The organism is Pseudomonas sp. GW531-T4 (genome assembly GCF_017349615.1).
Taxonomy (GTDB): domain Bacteria; phylum Pseudomonadota; class Gammaproteobacteria; order Pseudomonadales; family Pseudomonadaceae; genus Aquipseudomonas; species Aquipseudomonas chlororaphis_I.
On the sequence record NZ_JACMZT010000012.1, the window covers coordinates 133492 to 155891 of the forward strand.

Here is a 22400-nt window from a genome sequence, read left to right on the forward strand (position 1 = left end):
CTGATCGGGTCTCTTGAATTGTCTGAGAGCCATCTATTTCAAGGCTTTCAGCTCATACGGCGACCGCCCGCACCTTCGCCACGCCCGGAAGGAGAAACCCATGGGACAGCGCACGCCTCTGTATGACCTTCATCTCGCCCTGGGCGCGAAGATGGTCGATTTTGGCGGTTGGGATATGCCTCTGCATTACGGCTCGCAGGTCGAGGAGCACCATCAGGTGCGACGCGATTGCGGGGTTTTCGATGTATCCCACATGACCGTGATCGATGTCGACGGACCCCAGGCCAAGGCCTGGCTCCAGCACCTGCTGGCCAACGACGTCGAACGCCTGCAAAGCCCCGGCAGGGCCTTGTACAGCGCCATGCTCAACGAGCACGGCGGTATCGTCGACGACATGATCGTCTACCGCACCGACGCCGGTTACCGGCTGGTGGTCAACGCCGCCACCCGTGACCAGGACATGGCCTGGATGCACGCGCAACTGGGCGATTTCCAGGTGCAACTGCACGAACGCTCCGAGCTGGCGATGCTGGCGATCCAGGGGCCCCACGCCCGCCACAAGATCGCCGAGCTGGTGACCCAGTCGCGCGGCACGCTGATCCAGCAACTCAAGCCCTTCGAAGGCCAGGCCGATGGCGACTGGTTCATCGCGCGCACCGGCTACACCGGTGAAGATGGCCTGGAAATCGTCCTGCCGGCCGACCAGGCCCCGGCGTTCTTCAACGATCTGGTCGGCGCGGGCATCTCGCCGATCGGCCTCGGCGCCCGGGACACCCTGCGCCTGGAGGCCGGCATGAACCTGTACGGCCAGGACATTCACCAGGAGGTTTCACCGCTGGTGGCCAACATGGCCTGGAGCATCGCCTGGGAACCGGCGTCGCGTAAGTTCATCGGGCGCACCGCGCTGGAGGCCGAGCGCGCGGGTGGGGTGAAGCACAAACTGGTCGGCCTGGTGCTGGAAGAACGCGGCGTGCTGCGTGCCCATCAAGTGGTGCGCATCGCCGATGTTGGCGAAGGAGAGATCACCAGTGGTAGTTTCTCTCCTACGCTTAGCAAATCGATCGCCCTGGCACGGGTGCCCATGGCTACCGCCGACCGTGCAGAAGTGGAAATCCGTGGCAAGTGGTACCCGGTCCGGGTGGTAAAACCGACCTTCGTGCGTCATGGCAAGACCTTGATCTAACTTATTTCCGGCGGGATCGACCGCTGACATTTCTTCTTGAGGACACAGAACATGAGCGATATCCCTGCTGACCTGCGTTTTGCCGAAAGTCACGAATGGGCCCGTCTGGAAGCCGATGGCACCGTGACCGTGGGCATCAGCGACCACGCTCAGGAAGCCCTGGGCGACGTGGTGTTCGTCGAGCTGACCGAAGTCGGCAATGTCTTCGGCGCTGGCGACCAGGCCGGTGTGGTGGAATCGGTGAAGGCCGCTTCCGATATCTACGCGCCAGTGGCCGGCGAAGTGATCGCGGTCAACGAAGACCTGAGCGGCAGCCCCGAGCTGCTCAACAGCGACCCGTACGGCGCCTGGATCTTCAAGCTCAAGCCGGCCAACGCTGCCGATCTTGAGAAGCTGCTCGACGCAGCCGGTTATAAGGCCGCTATCGGCGAATAACCCCTGCCAGAAGCGAATCCGCTACAAGAGCGCCGTGTTGCCCTTATCGGGTACGCGGCGTTTTTCGTTTGCAGGCGACACCTGGGGGCTGGCCTAGCGGCGGAGCGATCTGGCCCGCAGTACGGCTTTGTTCACCCTGATGTGAAGCGCTGCCACTTCTTCTGCTGTCAAACTCGCCGCGGGTTCGCCGCTAACCCAGGCGCCCTGATTGGTGTAGGTGACGGTTTTGGTTTCTCCGTCGTTCACGCTGATGTTGTAAGGGCTGGACAGGTTGCTGGGGATCAGCGAACCCGCCGCTTGGGCCGGACCGAACCATAGTTGAAACTCGTTTTTGGGGGTCATGGTGGTTATGCCTATATTCATGCCACCTGAGCGGTTCACCCAGAGACTGAGTCCGGTGGAGTCCAACAATATATTGCTGGGGTTGGCCAGAAGTTCGTTATTTATTGAAACATCTCCTGGCGTTCCAGCATTCTTTGCAGGGCTGAATACACCATATTGATCCAGGGTGGTTATCTGGCCTGTGTTGATGGGTAGGTTCTTTCCGCCTGAAGTAAAATTGACGTCTCCTTCTTGCAGCGGTGTATTGGTGAAATTCACCATGTAGGAATCATTGGTGATATTGAAGATGTTCTTGTATTGATACGTCGGTTGGTTGGGGGCGGCGAATGGTGGTTTTGAAAGCCAGATGACAGTGAAGGAACTGTTTACTTTCTTGGCCAGGTAGAGGCTGTAATTGTTTATCTTTTGTGCAACAAGTTGCTCTTCTTCAATATAGACAATTATGGTTTGCTTACTCATGGCTAATCTCACGCTCATCCTGTGGATGATTCAGGCACAGAGTCTCGACTCCACCTGGCCCGTTCGACTATGGCTTCGACACCATCAATAAAAAACCCTGTAGATCTACGATATACAGGGTTTTCTTGCATGAGCGGAACTTGCGAACGGAAGACTGCCAATGGCATCGCGCAGTGCTCTATGTCCTTCGCGCAACCGATGCTCGATCCGCCTGGCGGACTAGGCCGCGATCCCGAGCCTGGCGTGCAGCGCCCTGACTTCGGAGGCGCTCAGGACTCTGGCCGGTTCGCCGGTCACCCAGGTGCCACTGTCGGTGTAGGTAATGGTGACGCTGCCGCCATCCTGCAGGGTCGCTACATAGGGGTTGGACAGGTTGATGGCGATCAACGAACCGGTTTCCTGAATGTTGCCGAACCAGAGTTGATATTGGCTCTTTGGTGTCAGCGTCGCAGGGCCGATGTTCATGCCGCTCTGACGGTTCACCCAGATGTTGTTGCCGTTGGAATCCAGGAGGATTGCATGCGGATTGCCTTGCAGCTCATTTTTGATGAGAACATCCGAGGGGACGCCGCCATTCTTGGCCGGTGTGAACACGCCGTTCGCATCGAGCGTCGTGGTCTGGCCGGTGCTGATGGGCAGGTTTTTCCCGCCGGAGGTGAAGGTGACATCGCCGCTGCTGACCGGGTCATTGGTGAAGTTGACCATGAACGACGGGGTGGCGATATCAAAGGTGTTTCTATATTGGTAACTAGGGTTGTTGACTGTCGCAACGGGGCCTTTTGATTGCCAGATGACAGTAAAGTCATTATTTACTTTCTTGGCCAGATAGAGACTGTAGTTGTTGTTCTTTTGCGCAATCAACTGTTCTTCTTCGATGTATACAACTATTTGTTGGCTGCTCATTTCTGTGAACTCCATTTCGAGTAAATTGAAACATGGATTTTGTAACGGTCTTTTCAGCTGCGTAATGGCCTTTTGTTTCCAAGGCGCAGTCATAAGTAAACATAGCAGGCGGAAAGTTGACCTATAGAATGATTGGCTATTGTTGTGAAAGTCGTCTGTATTTCGGAAATTTAATGCATTGGTTCGTGCTGATTTATCATGTGTTTATGTGTGCAATTAAAGTGAGTCCTGCCGGGAGTCTGGTTTTTGGCGCAAAGGATCGGACAAGTGGACACTTATATAACTATTGGCAACTGTATTTATTGCTGAAATAAAAACGCCCAATGCCTGGGCATTGAGCGTCTTGAATATTGCACAAGCCAGCCGTTCAAGGGCTGGGTATCTATTTATTTATGCATCTTGCAAGACAGCCTTCACCGTCGCTACCGAGCGCTCAACATCGCCCTTGTTCATGGCTGTGAACATCGGCAACGAGACGATCAGTCGTCCTACCCGTTCCGCCACCGGGAACATCCCCTCCTTGAAACCGCGCTCGCGGTACAGGCTCAGCAAGTGAATCGGCGGGTAGTGATAGCCGATGCCGATCCCGCGTTCCTGCATCTGCTCCATGAAGGTCGCCCGCGCCGGTTTGCCGTCATGCCGCTGCGGCAGTACCAGCTGGAACAGGTGCCAGTTGCTGTTGCTGAAATCTGCTGGTGGCAGCTGGGCGCCGTAGCGGGCTTCGAAGCCGCTGCCGAAGCATTCGAAGTAATGCCGGGCCAGTTCGCGGCGGTGCGCGGTGAGGGTTTCGAGATGGGCGAACTGGCCCAGGCCGATGGCGGCCGCGACGTCGGTCATGTTGAATTTGCCGCCCAGCACGTCCACGTCCAGGCCATCGAAGCCGTGGCGAGTCACGCCTTGCAGGCGGTACTTCTCCGCCAGGCGGGCCTCTTCGGCGGTGTTCAGCACCAGGGCGCCGCCCTCGCTGCAGGTGACGTTCTTGTTGGCCTGGAAGCTGAAAGACACCAGGTCGCCGCCGGCACCGATGCGCTCGCCGTTCCAGCTCGAACCCAGCGCTTGGGCGGCGTCTTCCACGACCCGCAGGCCGTGTTTACGCGCCAGGGCATACAGGCGCGGCATGTCCAGCGGCAGGCCGGCGAGAAACACCGGGATGATGGCTTTGGTCCGTGGCGTGATGGCCGCTTCCACCTGGGCCAGGTCGATGTTGCGGGTAACCGGGTCGATGTCGGCGAACACCGGGGTGGCGCCGACTTCGAGAATCACGTTGGCCGTGGCCACCCAGGAAATCGGCGTGGTGATGACTTCGTCGCCAGGGCCGATGCCGGCGATCCGCAGGGCGATCTCCATGGTGCAGGTGCCGGAATTGAAGGTGCGCACCGGGCGCCCGCCGCAATACTGCGAGAGTTGCGCTTCGAAGGCCTGGACCTTGGGCCCGCTGGTGATCCAGCCCGAACGCAGGACTTCGCCGACGCTGGCGATGGTGGCTTCATCGATGGTGGGTTTGGAGAACGGCAGGAAAGGCAGCTGGCTCATGACGATGGGGTACCCGATAAGCAGAGGTCGAGGCAGGGCGGCGGGCCGCGCCGGAGTCGAGCATCATGCTACCGGTTGGCCCGGGGTGCCACACCGTCGGCGTCCGGGATCGGCTGCTATGCTGCTTTGACCGTGTTCCATCGACGCCGAGCGCCGCCTGAGAGAGAGCCCGTCATGTCCCAGTTGCCGTCCTTGAGCCAGTTACGCGATCCCAATGCCTTTCTGCGGCGTCACCTCGGGCCCGACGCCGCCGAGCAGCAAGCGATGCTCGACAGCCTGGGCCTGGGCAGCCGGGTCGAGCTGATCGAACAGACGGTGCCGCCGGGCATCCGTTTCAACCGTCCGCTGGACCTGCCGCCGGCGCTGGACGAGCAGGCCGCCCTGGCCAAGCTGCGCGGTTATGCCGAGCAGAACCAGGTCTGGACCAGCCTGATCGGCATGGGTTATCACGGCACCCTGACCCCCACGGTGATCCTGCGCAACGTGTTGGAAAACCCCGGTTGGTACACCGCCTACACACCCTACCAACCGGAAATCGCCCAGGGCCGGCTCGAAGCCCTGCTCAATTTCCAGCAACTGACCATCGACCTCACCGGCCTGGAGCTGGCCAACGCCTCGCTGCTGGACGAAGCGACCGCCGCCGCCGAAGCCATGGCCCTGGCCAAGCGCGTGGCCAAGTCGAAAAGCAATCTGTTCTTCGTCGACCAGAACTGCCATCCGCAGACTCTCTCGGTGGTGCAGACCCGCGCCGAAGGGTTCGGCTTCGAACTGGTGGTCGACACTCTGGACAACCTCAAGCAGCACCAGGTGTTCGGCGCCTTGTTGCAGTACCCGGACACCCACGGCGAGATTCGCGACCTGCGGCCGCTGATCGATCACCTGCATGCGCAGCAGGCGCTGGCCTGCGTGGCGGCCGACCTGTTGAGCCTGTTGCTGCTGACGCCGCCGGGCGAGCTGGGGGCCGACGTGGTGTTCGGTTCGTCCCAGCGCTTTGGCGTGCCCATGGGCTACGGCGGGCCCCATGCGGCGTTCTTTGCCAGTCGCGAGGAGTACAAGCGGGCGATTCCGGGGCGGATCATCGGCGTGTCCAGGGATGCCCGGGGCAATGTGGCGCTGCGCATGGCCCTGCAAACCCGCGAGCAACATATCCGCCGCGAGAAGGCCAACTCGAACATCTGCACGGCCCAGGTGCTGCTGGCCAATATCGCCAGTTTCTACGCGGTCTATCACGGTCCGGAAGGTCTGCGGCGCATCGCCCAGCGTGTCCACCGGCTGACCTGCATCCTCGCCACCGGCCTTGAGCGCAAGGGCATCGAGCGGCTGAACCGGCAGTTCTTCGACACCCTGACGCTGGAGGTCGGCGGTAGCCAGACGGCCATCATCGAGAGCGCCAAGGCCGCGCAGATCAATCTGCGGATCCTCGGGCGCGGGCACCTGGGCCTGAGCCTGGATGAAACCTGCGACGAGCATACCGTCGCCCGCCTGTTCGATGTGTTCCTCGGCGCCGACCACGGCCTGGACGTCGCGCAACTGGACGCTGAAAGCCTGGTCCCGGGCATTCCCCAGGACCTGCTGCGCAGCACGCCTTACCTGAGCCATCCGGTGTTCAACAGCCATCACAGCGAAACCGAGATGCTGCGTTATCTCAAGCAGCTGGAGAACAAGGACCTGGCGCTGAACCAGTCGATGATCCCGCTGGGCTCCTGCACCATGAAGCTCAATGCCAGCAGCGAGATGATCCCCATCACCTGGCCCGGTTTCGCCAACCTGCATCCCTTTGTCCCGCCGGAGCAGGCACTCGGCTATTCGCTGATGATCGAGGAACTGGAGCGCTGGTTATGCGCCATTACCGGCTTCGACGCGATCTGCATGCAGCCCAACTCCGGGGCCCAGGGCGAGTACGCCGGGTTGCTGGCGATCCGCAAATACCACGAGAGCCGCCAGCAGGGAGAGCGCAACATCTGCCTGATTCCCGCCTCGGCCCACGGCACCAACCCGGCCTCGGCGCAGATGGCCGGGATGCAGGTGGTGATCGTCGATTGCGACGACGCCGGCAACGTCGACCTGCAAGACCTGAAAGACAAGGCCCTGGCCGCGGGCGAACACCTGGCGTGCCTGATGGCCACCTATCCTTCGACCCACGGGGTGTACGAGGAGGGCATCGGCGAGATATGCGAGGTGATCCACAGCCACGGCGGCCAGGTGTACATGGATGGCGCCAACCTCAACGCCCAGGTCGGGCTGACGCGGCCGGCCGATATCGGCGCCGACGTTTCCCACATGAACCTGCACAAGACCTTCTGCATTCCCCACGGCGGCGGTGGCCCGGGCATGGGGCCGATCGGCGTGCGGGCGCACCTGGCGCCGTTCGTGGCCAACCACCCGGTGGTGGCCATCGACGGGCCGCTGCCGCAGAACGGCGCGGTCAGCGCGGCGCCCTGGGGCAGCGCGAGCATCCTGCCGATCAGCTGGATGTACATCGCCCTGATGGGGCCGCAGCTGGCGGATGCCAGCGAGGTGGCGATCCTCGCCGCGAACTACCTGGCCGAACACCTGAGCGGGGCCTTTCCGGTGCTCTACAGCGGGCGCAATGGCCGGGTCGCCCACGAATGCATTCTCGACCTGCGACCGCTCAAGGCGCAGACCGGCATCAGCGAAGAGGACGTGGCCAAGCGCCTGATGGACTACGGCTTTCACGCGCCGACCATGTCGTTCCCGGTGCCGGGCACGCTGATGGTGGAGCCCACCGAAAGCGAGTCCAAGGCCGAGCTGGACCGCTTTATCGAGGCGATGCTGAGCATTCGCGCCGAGATCGCCCAGGTCCAGGAAGGCAACTGGCCGGCCGAAGACAACCCGCTCAAGCGTTCGCCCCATACCCTGGCGGACATCGCCGGGGTCTGGGAGCGGCCCTACAGCATCGAGCAGGCGGTGATCCCCAGCCCCCATGCCAGGGCACACAAGTACTGGCCGACGGTGAACCGGGTCGACAATGTCTACGGCGACCGCAACCTGTTCTGCGCCTGCGTACCGGTGGATGCCTACCGCTGAGCTCGAACGGCGGGCAAAAAAATGCCGCTCTTGTGAGCGGCATTTTTCGTTGCGTCAGCCTGGCTACCGGCTGGCGGTCACTGCTGGGCGATGGCGTTTTTCGCCAGGATGGCGTTGGCCAGCTCCATGTCGGTGGCCTGCAGGCCCGGGTTGTCGGCACGGACTTTCTGCATCGCGGCTTCCAGGTACGGACCGCGGATGCTGCCTTCACTGGCGACGAAGCTGCTGGCGTCGTCCTGGGCGGCGGCGACCAGCTTGTGATCCTTGGAAGTCAGGTAGGTGGAAGCGGTGGTGGCGCCGGTGGAAAGGATGTTACGCCAGAAGCTGTCGGCCATTGCCGAACCTACAGGCAGGGAAAGCAGGGCCAGGGTGGCGACAGCTGTTTTGAAACGCATGGTGGGTGACTCCAGCTAGGGGGGAAAACTGAGCCCTTTGATAGGTGTTGGCCCAATTGAGTTCCCTGCTGCTGCAACAAGCTTTCGCCCGCGTGGACAGGGGCCGAACGAGCTCTTCGGGAGCGACCGCTGCACCTCGGTATTGAGTCAATGTGCTGGAACGCAGGGGCGGCATTTGCCACCATGGGCGACTTTCTCGACTGCACGGATGCTGGCCTTGATTTTTGGCGCGATGATCTACGCAACCCTGCTGAGCCTGGTGTTGCTGTCCTTTATCGGACTTCCCTTGCTGCTGATTGGCTTGCTCATTCCGGCCTGTCGACGCCGGATGCGCCGTCAGCCCCTGCACTTCGGTGCGCTTGCAGGGGGCTGTGCAATCTTTGTGGTTTGCACCCTGTGGAAAATCCATAGCGACGACCAGCTTAGAAAGGCACTCCACCCAGAACTTGAGCAGGACGTACAGCTTGATGGCCTGCCATTGCCCGCAGGTGCCAAGCTGAATCTGGAAACACTTGAACCTCTGGATTCGCAAGGCCAGCCGCAACCTCATGGACTGCGCAGCCTCTATTACGCCAAATTCGCTGCACCACACACCATCAACGGTGTGGAGGTTACAGAGTTGCAGATGTACGGCAGCGGCCCTTTCTCAAAGATGCTGCTGAGCCGTGATCAGATCGTCGCGGGCTGGCCCTGCGCCGGCGGCACCTGGGTAACGCTGGACATTGCCGACGCGGACCGCTTGCAGCCGAGCCGCTGGCGCTTCTCTGAATGCACCCTGGTGACCGGGGCCGATGTGGCAGGGGTGAAGTGGCCGAGCTCCAGCGAGGTCAGGCAGTACGACGGCAGGTTCAGCATCGACACCATCGGTCTGGCTTCACCGGCGGTGGTTATCCAGGGGATAGCGCTGTCGAGCCTGAGCCTGGATCTCGACAAGCAGCGGCAACCGGGACGTTGGAGCGGGCAACTGGCGCAAGACCTGACCCTGGGCGATTGGCACTACCCCCGCCGCATGAGGGTTCGCCAGGACACGCCGGGGACCCTGATGTTCAGCCCGAGCAAATCGGACTCCGCGCAGAACCTGCGCACGGGGGAAACGCTCGATGCCGGGCGCTCGATACAGCAACGCAGGGAGAACGGCGCGGTGCTGTGGATCAAGCCCAATACCGGGTTGGGTGTCCTCGACTGGTAGCCGGACGGCTCATCGCTGCTCGCTTTGTGGCGTTACCCGCAATATCTCCTCGAGGGTGGTCAGCCCGGCCGCGACTTTCTGTGCCCCGGACAGGCGCAGGCTGCGCATGCCTTCCAAAAAGGCCTGGCGGCGTATGGCGAGCAGGTCGGCGTCGGCGCTGATCAGGGCCTTGAGGCTGTCGCTCAACTGCATGATTTCGTACACCCCGGCGCGGCCCCGGTAACCGGTATCGCGGCATTCCAGGCAGCCGGTGGCGCCGTGGGCATGGCTGGGCAGCGGCGCCTGCCAGGGCCGGGTCAGGTTTTGCCAGTCGCCTTCGTCCAGGGTCAGCGGGGTCTTGCAGTGCGGGCACAGGGTGCGCACCAGGCGCTGGGCCATGACCCCGAGCAGCGTGGCCTTGATCAGGTAGGGCGCGACGCCCAGTTCCAGCAGGCGGCTGATGGCGCCGGGCGCATCGTTGGTGTGCAGGGTCGATAGCACCAGGTGGCCGGTGAGGGCGGCCTGGATCGCCATCTCCGCGGTTTCCAGGTCGCGGATCTCGCCGATCATGATGATGTCCGGGTCCTGGCGCATCAGTGCGCGCACGCCGCTGGCGAAGGTCAGCTCGATGTTGTGCTGGACCTGCATCTGGTTGAACGCCGGCTCGACCATCTCGATCGGGTCCTCGATGGTGCAGAGGTTGACCTCCGGCGTCGCCAGCTTCTTCAGGGTGGTGTACAGGGTGGTGGTCTTGCCCGAACCGGTGGGGCCGGTGACCAGGATGATGCCGTTGGGCTGGCGGGTCATTTCCTGCCAGCGCCGCAGGTCGTCGCTGGAGAAGCCCAACTGATCGAAGTCCTTGAGCAGCACCTCGGGGTCGAAGATGCGCATGACCATTTTTTCGCCGAAGGCGGTGGGCAGGGTCGACAGGCGCAATTCCACTTCGCCGCCTTCCGGGGTCTTGGTCTTGACCCGGCCGTCCTGGGGTTTGCGTTTTTCCGCGACGTTCATCCGGCCCAGGCTTTTCAGGCGGCTGACCACGGCCATGGTGACCTGGGGCGGGAACTGATAGACGTTGTGCAGCACCCCGTCGATGCGAAAGCGCACGGTGCCTTGTTCGCGGCGCGGCTCGATGTGGATATCGCTGGCCCGCTGCTGGAAGGCGTACTGGAACAGCCAGTCGACGATGTTGACGATGTGCGCGTCGTTGGCGTCGGGCTCCTGATCGCTGGCGCCGAGGTTGAGCAGTTGCTCGAAGTTGCCCGGGGCGTGGCTTTTCTGGTCGGCGCTGGCGCCGGTTACCGACTTGGCCAGGCGGAAGAACTCCACGGTCAGGCGCTGGATTTCCACCGGGTTGGCTACGACCCGCTTGATCGGCAGCTTCAACACGTGAGTCAGGTCGGCTTCCCAGGCGCTGACATAAGGCTGGGCGCTGGCCACCGTGACGGCTTCGGCGTCGATCGATACCGCGAGGATCTTGTGGCGTTGGGCGAAGGCGTAGGACATCAGCGGGGTGACGGCGGCAACGTCGATTTTCAGCGGGTCGATGCGCAGGTATGGCTGGCCGGCCTGTTGCGCCAGCCACAGGGTCAGGCTTTCCAGGTCCAGGCGCCTGCCGGGCCGGCTGAGGTCGTCCAGGTGCTGGCTGGCGAGAAACTCCAGCGGGTGCAGCTGACTGTTGGCGGCGTTGCGGCGGGTGGTCAGGGCGTGTTCGGCCGAGTCCTGGCTGATGAAACCCTGGGCGACCAAGTCGCGCAGCAGATCGTTGAGATCCAGCCAGCGGTCCTGGGTAACGAGAGTAACGGACATGCGGGCTCCTTGTGAACAATCCGGCAGCGGGCGGGTTAGATGCGCCTCTGACCACGGAATGCCAAGAATAGTCCCGGGATGGCGACCATCAGTCGCCCAAGCGTTGCAGGGTTTTGCCAGGTGTTCTCAGCCGGCGGCCTGCAACGGCTCGCGCTCGGCGAGTTGCAGCTGTACCGAACACACGCTGACCAGGTTGCGCAGTTTTTCCGCGATGACTTGCGCGCGGTGCCAGCTCAGGCCATCGAGCAGCACTTCCATCAGCAGCGAACCGTCCTGTTGTTGCACCTGGACCTGCTGCGGCAGCAGGGACTGCAGGGCGAAATGATTAAGCACCCGGCACAGCACATCGGCCTCGGCGTCGGTGACCAGTTGGTAATGCACCCGGCAATGGGTGTTGGCGACATTCCACACATCGGCGCGGGAACTGACGGCTTCGAGAGAGGGCATGGGATTCTCCGGATCAATGGAGAAATTTTTACATTCGGTGGCGGGTATTTCTTATCTAAGATGAAGGGGTTTTCGAAACTATCGAATCATGTGATTCGTATTTGTGGGTTATTGAGGAATATCTATGCATAGCGAACTGGACGCCTACGACCGCCGCATCCTGGCGCTGCTGCAAGAAGACGCTTCGCTGTCCAGCGCGCAGATCGCCGAACAGGTAGGGCTGTCCCAGTCACCTTGCTGGCGGAGGATCCAGCGGCTCAAGGAGGAGGGGGTGATCCGTGGCCAGGTGACCTTGCTCGACCGCAAGAAGATCGGCCTCAACACGCAGATCTTCGCCGAGGTCAAACTCAACGCCCACGGCCGTTCCAACTTCACCGAGTTCACCGAGGCGATCCGCGGTTTTCCGGAAGTGCTGGAGTGTTATGTGCTGATGGGGGCGGTGGATTTCCTGTTGCGCATCGTCACGGCGGACATCGAGGCGTACGAGCGTTTCTTCTTCGAGAAACTGTCGATGGTGCCGGGGATTCAGGAAGTGAACTCGATCGTGGCGCTGTCGGAGATCAAGTCCACGACGAGTTTGCCCGTTCTGCGTTGATGCGGTTGAAGCCATCGCGAGCAAGCTCGCTCCTACAGGGACTATGCCGGTCTTGTAGGAGCGAGCTTGCTCGCGATGAGGCTGTCACATGCGCAGCAAGGTCTTCCACGCGCGGTTCTGGAACACCGTGATCGCCTGTTGCTTGCGGGCATCCAGGGCTTCGTCGGTGATCGGCTCGTTGGCCAGTTGCGCCAGCTTGTTCAACTCGCCGTACAGACGGTCCAGCTCCGGGATTTCCAGCACGTTGCGTGCGTGATGCAGCCAGGACTGGATGCGTTCGATACGTGGCAGCTGCTCGGCCAGGTCTTCCGGCTGTTGCTGGTAGCGCGGCAGTTGCAGGGAGCTGGCTTCGTCGGCCAGCAGGCGCGGTAACCAGCTGCCCAGTTGCGCCGCACCCTGGCGGTTGCCACGGGTATTGCGCTCGGCGGTCCAGCTGCGGGCCAGCAACCAGCGCGAGGTGTTCAGCGAGAACAGGCCCCAGCGCACGTCCTGCAGCTCTTCGATGAACTGCTCGGGCGCGGCCTTGCGCACGTCTTCGTCGTCCAGGCCGGCTTGCACCAGCGGGCGCCAGTCTTCCAGCAGGCCGTCCAGCGAAGCACGCAACTCGGCGGTCGCCTGGCGCGGTGCGGCCTGGCCCAGGCTGCTGACCAGGGCGCGCAGTTCCGCCAGGTTCTCGACCCAGTCCTGCAGCAAACGCCAGTGACCGTTGAAGCGATATTGCTCGGCCAGGCGCTGGCTGCTGCCCAGCAGGTGCCAGGTCAGCGCCGCGAAGGCGTCGTCCAGCGGCGTTTCCGCACTCAGTTCCGGGGCGGGCAGGCTCAGGGAGTAGCTGTTGGCGTCGAACAGGCGGTAGCCGCGCTCGGCCTTGCTGATGTCGCAGGGCATCAGCGGCAGGGTGGCGGCCAGCTCGGCGGCCAGTTCCAGCAGGGCGGCCGGTTCGCCTTCGCGCAGTTCCAGTTCCAGCTCGCAGATCTCTTCCTTCTGCTTGCCGGCGATCACGTGGCCCAGGTCCAGGGCGGCCTCGATCACCACCTTGGCCTTGCCGCGGCCCCAGGCGATTTCCGCGCGTTCGCGGACGAAGTCGGTGGTGAAGATCGGCTTGAGGGTCTTCTTGTCCAGCTCGGCCAGTTGCTCGGGCCAGCATTCGCCGTCGAGTTTCTTCAGGTCGAGCTTGGCTTTGGCCAGGTGCCAGTCGTACTCGTTGCGTTCCGACAGGCCGGCGACGCTCTGGCCGCGGGTCTTGAGGGTCTGGATCACTTCTTCGCCGTCGCGGCGCAGGCGCAGGGCGACCTTGGCGCGGGCCAGGTCGCGCTCGGGCGTGTCGAAGTACTGGTTCATCAGTTCGCGGTGTTCCCAGCCACTTTTGTTGCGTTTTTTCAGGAGCGGGTGCTCACGCAGGGCGGCGAGGGTTTCGCGGCTGACGCGGAGTTTGATTTCGGTTTCTTTCTGCATGGCCGGAAAATCCAGGATCGGGAGCGCAGCCGGGGGAATGTGTGGCTGCCAAGGTCGTGCAGTGTACAGGACTCGCCGCGCCGAGGTGCCGTGGCGGTTTATTCCTGTCGCAGGATGGCTCTATGATGGACTTCATCTTGGAACCCGGGAGCCAGCGCATGCCATTGCCGTCCATGAAAGAGCAGTTCGCTGCGCTGATTGCCACACCTTCGGTCAGCTGTACCCAGCCGGCGCTGGATCAGTCCAATCGTGCGGTCATCGATTTGCTGGCGAGCTGGCTCGGCGACCTGGGTTTTGCCTGCGATATCCAGCAGGTCAGCCCTGGCAAATTCAACTTGCTCGCCAGTTTCGGCAGTGGTCCCGGCGGCCTGGTGCTGGCCGGGCACAGCGACACCGTGCCCTACGACGGCGCGCTATGGCAGACCGACCCACTGAAGCTCACCGAGGTCGACGGGCGCTGGGTCGGCCTGGGCAGTTGCGACATGAAAGGTTTTTTCGCCCTGGTCATCGAGGCGGTCCGGCCGCTGCTGGAGCAGCCCTTCAAGCAACCTCTGCTGATCCTCGCCACCTGTGATGAGGAAAGCTCCATGGCCGGCGCCCGCGCCCTGGCCGAAGCCGGCCGGCCATTGGGGCGCGCCGCGGTGATCGGTGAGCCGACCGGGCTGCGGCCGATCCGCATGCACAAAGGGGTGATGATGGAGCGCATCGATATTCTCGGGCGCAGCGGCCATTCTTCCGACCCGAGCCTGGGCCATAGCGCCCTGGAAGCCATGCACGATGCCATCGGCGAACTGCGCGGCCTGCGCCTGGCGTGGCAGCGCGAATTCCGCAACCCGCAGTTCAGCGTGCCGCAGCCGACCCTGAATCTTGGGTGTATCCACGGTGGCGACAACCCGAACCGCATCTGCGGCCAATGCTCGCTGGAATTCGACCTGCGGCCGCTGCCGGGCATGGACCCGCAGGCGCTGCGCGCGGCCATCCGGCAGAAGCTGGTGCCCGTGGCCGAGCGGCACCAGGTGAAGATCGACTACGCGCCGCTGTTCCCCGAAGCGCCGGCCTTCGAGCAGGCCGAAGACTGCGAACTGGTGCGGGTGGCCGAGCGCCTGACCGGTCATCGCGCCGAAGCAGTAGCGTTCGGCACCGAAGCGCCTTATCTTCAGCGCCTTGGCTGCGAGACAGTGGTGCTGGGCCCGGGCGACATCGCCTGTGCTCACCAGCCGGGGGAATACCTCGAAATGTCACGCTTGCAGCCTACCGTGCATCTACTACGTGAACTGATTAATCATTACTGCCTGACGCCGGCCTGATTTCTACTAAATCACCGACGGCCAAGCCCGTACCTCAAGGAGAGCGAGCGTGTCGCCAAGCCTGTTCCGACGATAACCACCAGCCCGCTGTGCGTTTTCCCGTTTCGTCCTTTTATAGGCTGCTTCTTATTTACAGGCTCAGGTTATGCCCGAATACGTCAATTGGCTTCGTCACGCTTCGCCTTATATCAATGCCCACCGCGACTGCACCTTCGTGGTCATGCTGCCCGGCGACGGCGTAGAACATCCGAACTTCGGCAACATCGTCCATGACCTGGTGCTGCTGCACAGCATGGGCGTGCGCCTGGTGCTGGTACACGGCTCGCGTCCACAGATCGAAGCCCGCCTGGCTGCGCGCGGCCTGACCCCGCATTACCACCACGGCATGCGCATCACCGATGCGGCGACCCTGGAATGCGTGATCGACGCCGTCGGCCAGTTGCGCATCGCTATCGAAGCGCGGCTGTCCATGGACATGGCGTCCTCGCCCATGCAGGGCTCGCGGTTGCGGGTCGCCAGCGGCAACCTGGTGACCGCCCGGCCGATCGGCGTGCTCGAGGGTGTCGACTATCACCACACCGGCGAAGTGCGCCGGGTCGACCGCAAGGGCATCAACCGCCTGCTGGACGAGCGCTCGATCGTCCTGCTGTCGCCCTTGGGCTACTCGCCGACCGGGGAAATCTTCAACCTCGCCTGCGAAGACGTCGCCACCCGCGCGGCCATCGACCTGGCTGCCGACAAGCTGCTGCTGTTCGGCGCCGAGCGTGGCCTGTTGGATGAAAGCGGCAATCTGGTGCGCGAACTGCGTCCGCAACAGGTGCCGGCGCATTTGCAGCGCCTGGGCAGCAACTATCAGGCGGAGCTGCTGGATGCCGCGGCAGAAGCTTGCCGGGGTGGCGTAGGGCGCAGCCATATCGTCAGTTACGCCGAAGACGGCGCGCTGCTGACCGAGCTGTTCACCCGTGACGGTGGCGGTACGCTGGTGGCCCAGGAGCAGTTCGAACTGGTCCGCGAGGCGGCCATCGAGGACGTCGGCGGGTTGCTGGATCTGATCAGTCCGCTGGAGGAGCAGGGCATTCTGGTGCGGCGTTCCCGCGAGGTGCTCGAGCGTGAGATCGAGCAGTTCAGCGTGGTCGAGCGCGAGGGGATGATCATTGCCTGTGCCGCGCTCTACCAGATCGCCGACTCCGACGCCGGGGAGCTGGCCTGCCTGGCGGTGAACCCGGAATACCGCCACGGCGGTCGTGGCGACGAACTGTTGGAAAGGATCGAAACCCGGGCCCGGGCCCAGGGCCTGAAAACCCTGTTTGTCCTCACCACCCGTACCGCTCACTGGTTCCGTGAGCGCGGTTTTGCCCCTAGCAGCGTCGAGCGTCTGCCTTCCGCGCGGGCCTCGCTGTACAACTACCAGCGCAACTCGAAGATCTTCGAAAAAGCCCTCTGAGCTTCATCCCGTTCGGCAACCCGCTCTTGACAGGGGCGGGTTTTTCGTTGCGTCTGCCGAGCCTGATTTATGTTTCAGAAAAATAAATGCGTGCGATACAAAAACTGTAACAAATTGACGGGACCATCGGCGCCTAGCCATTATTGCGTCGCCTTTTCGATACTGGTTGACGTATCTGGCTTATGTTTTAACTGATCGATCTAAAGATCAGCGGGGAAATACCATTCAGGAATTAAACAGGACGCCGATACCTTGGGCCACGGCTCAAACGAACGTACCTGTCGATATTCCCGAACGGTATGAAAAAGAATGAAATAATTCTTTTTGGGTTTATGAGAAATTCATTACCCTGCAAGGACCCAATCATCGCGATTAGACCTTGGTCGTAGACACAGTTGGTTACGATTGACTTATGAGTCACGGTCTGGCGCTAATCGCCCACCGATGGACCCGGGGCAGCAGACCCTGGGCCTGAGTACACAAGAATTAGAAACGAGAGGAGCGAAACATGAACAAGTCCACCTTGGCCCTGGCTGTGGCCGTTGGGGTTATGGCGCAGCAGGCAGGCGCCGCCGGTTTCATCGAAGACAGCAAGGCCACTCTGGGTCTGCGTAACTTCTACATCAATACTGACAACCGCGATGCCGACACCAAGGCGTCCGGCGCACAGAACAAGTGGGAAGAGTGGGGCCAGGGCTTCCAGCTCAACTTCACTTCCGGCTACACCGAAGGCACCGTCGGTTTCGGTCTGGATGCAATCGGCTTGCTGGGCATCAAGCTGGATTCGGGCGGCGGCACCAACGGCGCCACTGCTACCTCTTATGGCGGCACTGTTTTCCCAAGCGAGTCCAACGGCAAAGCGGTCGATAACTACTCCAGCCTGGGCCTGACCGCCAAAGCCAAGATCTCCCAGACCGAACTGAAGCTCGGCACCCTGCAGCCAAAACTGCCGGTTATCGTGACCAACGATGGTCGTATGCTGCCGCAAACCTTCCAGGGCGGTCAGATCACCTCGAACGACATCAAGGACCTGACACTGGTGGGTGGTCAGATCGAGCATGCCAAGGGGCGTAACTCCAGCAACAACGAAGAGCTGTCGATTGCGGGCGCCAACGCTCACACCGCTGCTGGTCGTGACAGCAACAAGTTCATCTACGGTGGTGGTGACTACAAGATCACTAAAGATCTGACCGCTCAGTACTACTACGGCAACCTGAAAGACTTCTACAAGCAGCACTTCGTTGGCCTGCTGCACAACTGGGCTATCGGCCCGGGCGTATTGAAGTCTGACCTGCGCTACTTCAACAGCCGTGACGACGGTGCCAACGGCCACGACTCGGCCTACTACACCACCGGTGACTACGGCACTGGCATCACCAAGGGCAAGGTTGATAACAACCTGATCAGCGGCCTGTTCCTGTACTCGGTTGCCGGCCATACCTTCGGTGGCGGCTACCAGGTGAGTAACGGTGACAGCGACTTCCCTTGGCTGAACCAGGGTGACGGTTCGTCGGCTTACCTGACTACCGACATGCAGATCGCCAAGTTCGCCCGTGCTGGCGAACGTACCTGGCAAGCTCGCTACTCCTACGATTTCGCCAAGGTAGGCGTGCCTGGCCTGACCGCTGGTGTGATCTATCTGCGTGGCGATAACATCGACACTTCCGGCAAAGAGGGTTCCGTTCTCCCTCAGCGTACCGTTTCGGCGACCAACGCCAGCGAGTGGGAACGCGACCTGACCGTGGCCTACGTGATTCCGGAAGGTCCGCTGAAGAACCTGGGCCTGACCTGGAAAAACGCCATGTGGCGTAACGACATTCCGGGCCAGCGCTCGCAGGACGAAAACCGCCTGATCGTCAGCTACTCGATCCCGCTGTTGTAATCCGACGTTAAAATCTCGCCCGGCGCAATGCCGGGCGAGGTGTTGTCATCCAGGTCGGACCCACCCCCGCAGGTCCTCCCTGAAACCCCTCTTTACAGCTACTCAAGGCCTTCTCGAACCTTGTCGAAGATGGTGTGCCCTGGGCGCGCGCGAATCCAGTGAAGAGATTTTTAATATTCATTTATAGTCTAAATAAATCGATATTTATTCTTTTTAAATATTCCCAGGCGCAGGCACAGTAGGGCTCATAACGCACTCACAGGAGCAGCAACATGAGCCTCAGACTTGGCGACATCGCCCCCGACTTCGAACAGGATTCCAGTGCTGGCAAGATTCGTTTCCACGAGTGGCTCGGCGACAGTTGGGGCGTGCTGTTTTCCCACCCGGCGGACTTCACCCCGGTGTGCACCACCGAGCTGGGGTTCACTGCCAAGCTCAAGGACCAGTTCGCCGAGCGCGGCGTGAAAGCCATTGCCCTGTCGGTGGACCCGGTGGACTCGCACCACAAGTGGATCGAGGACATCAACGAAACCCAGAACACCCTCGTCAATTTCCCGATCCTGGCCGACGCCGATCGCAAGGTCTCGGACCTGTACGACCTGATCCACCCGAATGCCAACGACACCCTGACCGTGCGTTCGCTGTTCGTCATCGACCCGAACAAGAAGGTGCGCCTGACCATCACCTACCCGGCCAGTACCGGGCGCAACTTCCACGAGATCCTGCGGGTGATCGACTCGCTGCAGCTCACCGACAACTACAAGGTGGCCACCCCGGCCAACTGGCAGGACGGTGATGAAGTGGTGATCGTGCCGTCGCTCAAGGACGAAGAGGAAATCAAGAAACGCTTCCCCAAAGGTTATCGCGCGGTCAAACCCTACCTGCGCCTGACGCCGCAACCGAATCGCTGACACCGTGGGCCCGCAGGCGCGAGCCGGCATTGCCGCCGCCTGCGGGTCATGTACCGCTTCCACAAAGCAGGGGTTTTAAGGCCGTTTCGACGGCCTATTTTTTTGCCTGGAGAATGGCTTTTATTATATTCATTTAAGGAATAAACAAATGAAAAAATAAGATTTATGGATATATAAATAGACTGTTAAGGTCTGCTCAGCTCAGCGAGATCGCAAACCGCGAATCGCCCATTACCGCTAAAGGAAACCTCTGCATGCTGGTCGTCTCACTCGGTGGCAGTCCCAGCCAACGCTCCCGCTCCGGGGTGCTGCTGGAACACGCCAAACGCTGGTTGCAGCAACAAGGTGTGGAAGTGGTCGACTATCAGGTCCGGGATTTCCCGGCCGAGGATCTGCTCCACGCGCGCTTCGACAGCCCGATGGTGATCGACCTGTTGCAACAGATCGAACAGGCCGACGGCTTGCTGATCGCCACCCCGGTCTACAAGGCATCGTTTTCCGGTGCGCTGAAAACCGTGCTCGACCTGCTGCCGGAACGCGCCCTGAACCACAAGGTGGTGCTGCCGATGGCCACGGGCGGCAGCATCGCCCACATGCTGGCGGTGGACTACGCGCTCAAGCCGGTGCTGTCGGCCCTCAAGGCCCAGGAGATGCTCCAGGGTATCTTCGCCGAGGACAGCCAGATCGCCTACGGCGAAGGCAGTGCCCAGGCGCAGCTGGCGCCGGCCTTGGAACAGCGCCTGCGCGAAGCCCTGGAACAGTTCCACAGCGCCATGGCGCGGCGTCCCAAGCCGCTGGACCCGAATCTGTTGAATGATCGTTTGTTGAGTGCTCGCTGGAGCATTTGAGTCCTACCCGAATCTGAAGTACTGGCCTTACTTAGCCGCCAACGGCCTAGCAGGTGCAGCCAAAACCCAACAGCAAAAAGGAGAGCGCCATGCGCCCTGTGATTTTGCGTCGTGGTCTGGTCGCTCTGTTTGCTGCGGCTGTGTCCTTCGGCGCCATCGTTCAAGCCCAAGCGGCCGAGACCCTGCGTATCGGCTATCAGAAATACGGCACCCTGGTGCTGCTCAAGGCCAAGGGCTCGCTGGAGAAGCGCCTGGCAGAGCAGGGCGTGCAGGTGCAATGGACCGAATTCCCCGGTGGCCCGCAGCTGCTGGAAGGGCTGAACGTCGGCTCCATCGACTTCGGCGTCACCGGCGAGACCCCGCCCGTATTCGCTCAGGCCGCTGGTGCCGACCTGTTGTACGTGGCCTACGAACCACCGGCGCCGACCAGCGAAGCGATCCTGGTGCCCAAGGATTCGCCGATCAAGTCGGTAGCCGAGCTCAAGGGCAAGAAGGTGGTCCTCAACAAGGGCTCCAACGTGCACTACCTGCTGGTCCGCGCCCTCGAAGACGCCGGCCTCAAGTACAGCGACATCCAGACCGTATTCCTGCCGCCCGCCGATGCCCGCGCCGCCTTCGAGCGTGGCAGCGTCGATGCCTGGGTGATCTGGGACCCCTATCAGGCGGCGGCCGAGAAGCAGCTGCAAGCCCGCACTCTGCGTGACGGCAGCGGCATCGTCGACAACCACCAGTTCTACCTGGCGACCAAACCCTACGCGCAGCAGCACCCCGAGGTGATCAAGGCCCTGGTGGAAGAAGTGCGCGCGGTGGGCGAGTGGTCCAAGGCCAACCCGGACGAGGTGACCCAGCAGGTGGCGCCACTGCTCGGCTTGCCGGCGGACATCACCCTGACCTCGGTGAAACGCCAGGGTTATGGCGCGAACTTCCTGACCCCGGACGTGGTGGCGGCCCAGCAGAAAATCGCCGACAGCTTCCACCAGCTCAAGCTGATTCCCAAGCCCCTGAGCATCAAAGACGTGATCTGGACGCCTCCAGCCGCCGTTGCCAAAGCGCCGTAACTCGATCCCCTTAGGAGACAACTCCATGAGCCTCAATATTTTCTGGTTCCTGCCTACCCACGGCGACGGCCATTACCTTGGCACCGCCGAAGGCGCTCGCGCCGTCGACCACGGTTACCTGCAGCAGATCGCCCAGGCGGCCGACCGCCTCGGTTTCGGCGGCGTGCTGATTCCCACCGGGCGTTCCTGCGAGGATTCCTGGCTGGTGGCGGCCTCGCTGATCCCGGTGACCCAGCGCCTGAAGTTCCTGGTCGCCCTGCGCCCGGGGATCATTTCCCCGACGGTGGCGGCACGCCAGGCGGCAACCCTGGATCGCCTGTCCGGCGGCCGGGCGCTGTTCAACCTGGTGACCGGTGGCGATCCGGACGAACTGGCCGGCGACGGCCTGTTCCTCAGCCATGAAGAGCGCTACCAGGCTTCGGTGGAATTCACCCGTATCTGGCGTCGGGTGCTGGAAGGCGAAACCGTCGACTACGATGGCCAGCACATTAGCGTGAAGGGCGCCAAGCTGCTCTATCCGCCGATCCAGCAGCCGCGTCCGCCGCTGTACTTCGGCGGCTCCTCGGAAGCCGCGCAGGACCTGGCCGCCGAACAGGTGGACATGGTCCTGACCTGGGGCGAACCGCCGGCCGCGGTGGCCGAGAAAATCGAGCAGGTCCGGGCCAAGGCCGCCAAGCAGGGGCGCAGTGTGCGCTTCGGCATTCGCCTGCATGTGATCGTGCGTGAAACCAACGCCGAAGCCTGGCAAGCGGCCGAGCGCCTGATCTCCCATCTGGACGACGACACCATCGCCCGGGCCCAGGCTTCCCTGGCGCGCTTCGACTCGGTCGGCCAGCAGCGCATGGCGGCGCTGCACGGCGGGCGCCGCGACAAACTGGAAGTCAGCCCCAACCTCTGGGCCGGCGTCGGCCTGGTACGGGGTGGCGCGGGTACCGCGCTGGTCGGCGATGGCCCGACCGTGGCGGCGCGGATGAAGGAGTACGCGGACCTGGGTATCGACACCTTTATCTTCTCCGGTTATCCCCACCTGGAAGAGTCGTACCGGGTGGCCGAGCTGCTGTTCCCGCATCTGGATATCGAACGTCCCGAGCTGCCCAAGGGCGCCGGGTACGTCAGCCCGTTCGGCGAAATGGTCGCCAACGACATCATTCCCAAAGCTGCGTCCCAGAGCTGAGGCGTGG

Annotated in this window: 19 protein-coding genes; 12 read left to right on the forward strand and 7 right to left on the reverse strand. The window is 62.1% G+C overall.

Annotated features, from left to right (window positions below):
- Positions 1–100: 100 nt before the first annotated feature.
- Both gcvT and gcvH read left to right on the forward strand, forming a co-directional pair.
- Positions 101–1183, forward strand: a complete 1083-nt coding sequence (gcvT, locus tag J4D28_RS12590) for a glycine cleavage system aminomethyltransferase GcvT (RefSeq protein ID WP_009051399.1) — start codon at positions 101–103, stop codon at positions 1181–1183.
- Positions 1184–1234: 51 nt separating this feature from the next.
- Complete coding sequence (gene gcvH / locus J4D28_RS12595) at positions 1235–1618, forward strand: glycine cleavage system protein GcvH (RefSeq protein WP_009046109.1); 384 nt, start codon at positions 1235–1237, stop codon at positions 1616–1618.
- A gap of 93 nt (positions 1619–1711) precedes the next feature.
- On the opposite strand, the gene J4D28_RS12600 is transcribed toward gcvH, so the two are convergent.
- The 3 genes from J4D28_RS12600 to J4D28_RS12610 form a co-directional block, all read right to left on the reverse strand.
- Positions 1712–2419 carry a hypothetical protein gene (locus J4D28_RS12600; RefSeq protein ID WP_028683689.1) on the reverse strand — a complete coding sequence of 236 codons (708 nt, stop codon included), beginning with the start codon at positions 2417–2419 and terminating at the stop codon, positions 1712–1714.
- 219 nt (positions 2420–2638) lie between these two features.
- Positions 2639–3322: a hypothetical protein gene (locus J4D28_RS12605; RefSeq protein WP_009051397.1), complete on the reverse strand. Its 684-nt coding sequence runs from the start codon at positions 3320–3322 to the stop codon at positions 2639–2641.
- Between the two features lie 390 nt (positions 3323–3712).
- Positions 3713–4855 carry a DegT/DnrJ/EryC1/StrS aminotransferase family protein gene (locus J4D28_RS12610; protein ID WP_103330869.1) on the reverse strand — a complete coding sequence of 381 codons (1143 nt, stop codon included), beginning with the start codon at positions 4853–4855 and terminating at the stop codon, positions 3713–3715.
- A 174-nt stretch (positions 4856–5029) separates the two neighbouring features.
- Here J4D28_RS12610 and gcvP point away from each other — a divergent pair, with 174 nt between their 5' ends.
- On the forward strand, positions 5030–7903 hold the full coding sequence (gene gcvP / locus J4D28_RS12615; protein ID WP_028683691.1) for an aminomethyl-transferring glycine dehydrogenase: 2874 nt from the start codon (positions 5030–5032) through the stop codon (positions 7901–7903).
- A 77-nt stretch (positions 7904–7980) separates the two neighbouring features.
- On the opposite strand, the gene J4D28_RS12620 is transcribed toward gcvP, so the two are convergent.
- The gene (locus J4D28_RS12620) at positions 7981–8298 is read right to left on the reverse strand and encodes a DUF2388 domain-containing protein (RefSeq protein WP_009051394.1); all 318 of its coding nucleotides are present in this window, start codon (positions 8296–8298) and stop codon (positions 7981–7983) included.
- 208 nt (positions 8299–8506) lie between these two features.
- Between J4D28_RS12620 and J4D28_RS12625 the strand changes: the two genes are divergently transcribed.
- Complete coding sequence (locus J4D28_RS12625; RefSeq protein WP_103330870.1) at positions 8507–9487, forward strand: hypothetical protein; 981 nt, start codon at positions 8507–8509, stop codon at positions 9485–9487.
- Positions 9488–9496: 9 nt separating this feature from the next.
- On the opposite strand, the gene J4D28_RS12630 is transcribed toward J4D28_RS12625, so the two are convergent.
- Both J4D28_RS12630 and J4D28_RS12635 read right to left on the reverse strand, forming a co-directional pair.
- Positions 9497–11275 (reverse strand): GspE/PulE family protein, encoded by a 1779-nt coding sequence (locus tag J4D28_RS12630; RefSeq protein WP_103330871.1) that lies wholly within the window; start codon positions 11273–11275, stop codon positions 9497–9499.
- 126 nt (positions 11276–11401) lie between these two features.
- Positions 11402–11722, reverse strand: coding sequence for a hypothetical protein (locus J4D28_RS12635; RefSeq protein ID WP_016703220.1), 321 nt, complete (start codon positions 11720–11722; stop codon positions 11402–11404).
- A gap of 124 nt (positions 11723–11846) precedes the next feature.
- Between J4D28_RS12635 and J4D28_RS12640 the strand changes: the two genes are divergently transcribed.
- Positions 11847–12317 (forward strand): Lrp/AsnC family transcriptional regulator, encoded by a 471-nt coding sequence (locus tag J4D28_RS12640; RefSeq protein ID WP_007928270.1) that lies wholly within the window; start codon positions 11847–11849, stop codon positions 12315–12317.
- A gap of 84 nt (positions 12318–12401) precedes the next feature.
- Here J4D28_RS12640 and J4D28_RS12645 read toward each other — a convergent pair whose 3' ends face one another.
- A complete protein-coding gene (locus J4D28_RS12645; protein WP_009051390.1) occupies positions 12402–13769 on the reverse strand; it encodes an inorganic triphosphatase in 1368 nt (455 codons plus the stop codon).
- A gap of 158 nt (positions 13770–13927) precedes the next feature.
- Here J4D28_RS12645 and argE point away from each other — a divergent pair, with 158 nt between their 5' ends.
- From argE to ssuD, 7 genes are all read left to right on the forward strand, one after another.
- Entirely contained in the window at positions 13928–15076 is a 1149-nt protein-coding gene (argE, locus tag J4D28_RS12650; RefSeq protein ID WP_028683694.1) for an acetylornithine deacetylase, read from the forward strand.
- A 145-nt stretch (positions 15077–15221) separates the two neighbouring features.
- A complete protein-coding gene (gene argA, locus J4D28_RS12655) occupies positions 15222–16520 on the forward strand; it encodes an amino-acid N-acetyltransferase (RefSeq protein WP_009051388.1) in 1299 nt (432 codons plus the stop codon).
- A 508-nt stretch (positions 16521–17028) separates the two neighbouring features.
- Entirely contained in the window at positions 17029–18402 is a 1374-nt protein-coding gene (locus J4D28_RS12660; protein ID WP_025807108.1) for an OprD family porin, read from the forward strand.
- 272 nt (positions 18403–18674) lie between these two features.
- On the forward strand, positions 18675–19313 hold the full coding sequence (locus J4D28_RS12665; RefSeq protein ID WP_009051386.1) for a peroxiredoxin: 639 nt from the start codon (positions 18675–18677) through the stop codon (positions 19311–19313).
- 254 nt (positions 19314–19567) lie between these two features.
- Positions 19568–20161, forward strand: coding sequence for an NADPH-dependent FMN reductase (ssuE, locus tag J4D28_RS12670; protein ID WP_007928287.1), 594 nt, complete (start codon positions 19568–19570; stop codon positions 20159–20161).
- Positions 20162–20250: 89 nt separating this feature from the next.
- A complete protein-coding gene (locus tag J4D28_RS12675; RefSeq protein ID WP_096375736.1) occupies positions 20251–21219 on the forward strand; it encodes a sulfonate ABC transporter substrate-binding protein in 969 nt (322 codons plus the stop codon).
- Positions 21220–21244: 25 nt separating this feature from the next.
- Positions 21245–22393 (forward strand): FMNH2-dependent alkanesulfonate monooxygenase, encoded by a 1149-nt coding sequence (gene ssuD / locus J4D28_RS12680; protein ID WP_009051384.1) that lies wholly within the window; start codon positions 21245–21247, stop codon positions 22391–22393.
- The last annotated feature ends 7 nt before the right edge of the window (positions 22394–22400 follow it).

What these genes read in the sequence shown, in the direction of transcription:
- ssuD (WP_009051384.1), top strand. Translation starts at nt 21,245, where the DNA reads ATGAGCCTCAATATTTTCTGGTTCCTGCCTACCCACGGCGACGGCCAT.
- J4D28_RS12660 (WP_025807108.1), top strand. Translation starts at nt 17,029, where the DNA reads ATGAACAAGTCCACCTTGGCCCTGGCTGTGGCCGTTGGGGTTATGGCG.
- J4D28_RS12630 (WP_103330871.1), bottom strand. Translation starts at nt 11,275, where the DNA reads ATGTCCGTTACTCTCGTTACCCAGGACCGCTGGCTGGATCTCAACGAT.
- gcvP (WP_028683691.1), top strand. Translation starts at nt 5,030, where the DNA reads ATGTCCCAGTTGCCGTCCTTGAGCCAGTTACGCGATCCCAATGCCTTT.
- J4D28_RS12605 (WP_009051397.1), bottom strand. Translation starts at nt 3,322, where the DNA reads ATGAGCAGCCAACAAATAGTTGTATACATCGAAGAAGAACAGTTGATT.
- J4D28_RS12625 (WP_103330870.1), top strand. Translation starts at nt 8,507, where the DNA reads ATGCTGGCCTTGATTTTTGGCGCGATGATCTACGCAACCCTGCTGAGC.
- gcvT (WP_009051399.1), top strand. Translation starts at nt 101, where the DNA reads ATGGGACAGCGCACGCCTCTGTATGACCTTCATCTCGCCCTGGGCGCG.
- J4D28_RS12645 (WP_009051390.1), bottom strand. Translation starts at nt 13,769, where the DNA reads ATGCAGAAAGAAACCGAAATCAAACTCCGCGTCAGCCGCGAAACCCTC.
- J4D28_RS12675 (WP_096375736.1), top strand. Translation starts at nt 20,251, where the DNA reads ATGCGCCCTGTGATTTTGCGTCGTGGTCTGGTCGCTCTGTTTGCTGCG.
- J4D28_RS12610 (WP_103330869.1), bottom strand. Translation starts at nt 4,855, where the DNA reads ATGAGCCAGCTGCCTTTCCTGCCGTTCTCCAAACCCACCATCGATGAA.
- J4D28_RS12640 (WP_007928270.1), top strand. Translation starts at nt 11,847, where the DNA reads ATGCATAGCGAACTGGACGCCTACGACCGCCGCATCCTGGCGCTGCTG.
- J4D28_RS12600 (WP_028683689.1), bottom strand. Translation starts at nt 2,419, where the DNA reads ATGAGTAAGCAAACCATAATTGTCTATATTGAAGAAGAGCAACTTGTT.
- J4D28_RS12620 (WP_009051394.1), bottom strand. Translation starts at nt 8,298, where the DNA reads ATGCGTTTCAAAACAGCTGTCGCCACCCTGGCCCTGCTTTCCCTGCCT.
- ssuE (WP_007928287.1), top strand. Translation starts at nt 19,568, where the DNA reads ATGCTGGTCGTCTCACTCGGTGGCAGTCCCAGCCAACGCTCCCGCTCC.
- gcvH (WP_009046109.1), top strand. Translation starts at nt 1,235, where the DNA reads ATGAGCGATATCCCTGCTGACCTGCGTTTTGCCGAAAGTCACGAATGG.
- argA (WP_009051388.1), top strand. Translation starts at nt 15,222, where the DNA reads ATGCCCGAATACGTCAATTGGCTTCGTCACGCTTCGCCTTATATCAAT.
- J4D28_RS12635 (WP_016703220.1), bottom strand. Translation starts at nt 11,722, where the DNA reads ATGCCCTCTCTCGAAGCCGTCAGTTCCCGCGCCGATGTGTGGAATGTC.
- argE (WP_028683694.1), top strand. Translation starts at nt 13,928, where the DNA reads ATGCCATTGCCGTCCATGAAAGAGCAGTTCGCTGCGCTGATTGCCACA.
- J4D28_RS12665 (WP_009051386.1), top strand. Translation starts at nt 18,675, where the DNA reads ATGAGCCTCAGACTTGGCGACATCGCCCCCGACTTCGAACAGGATTCC.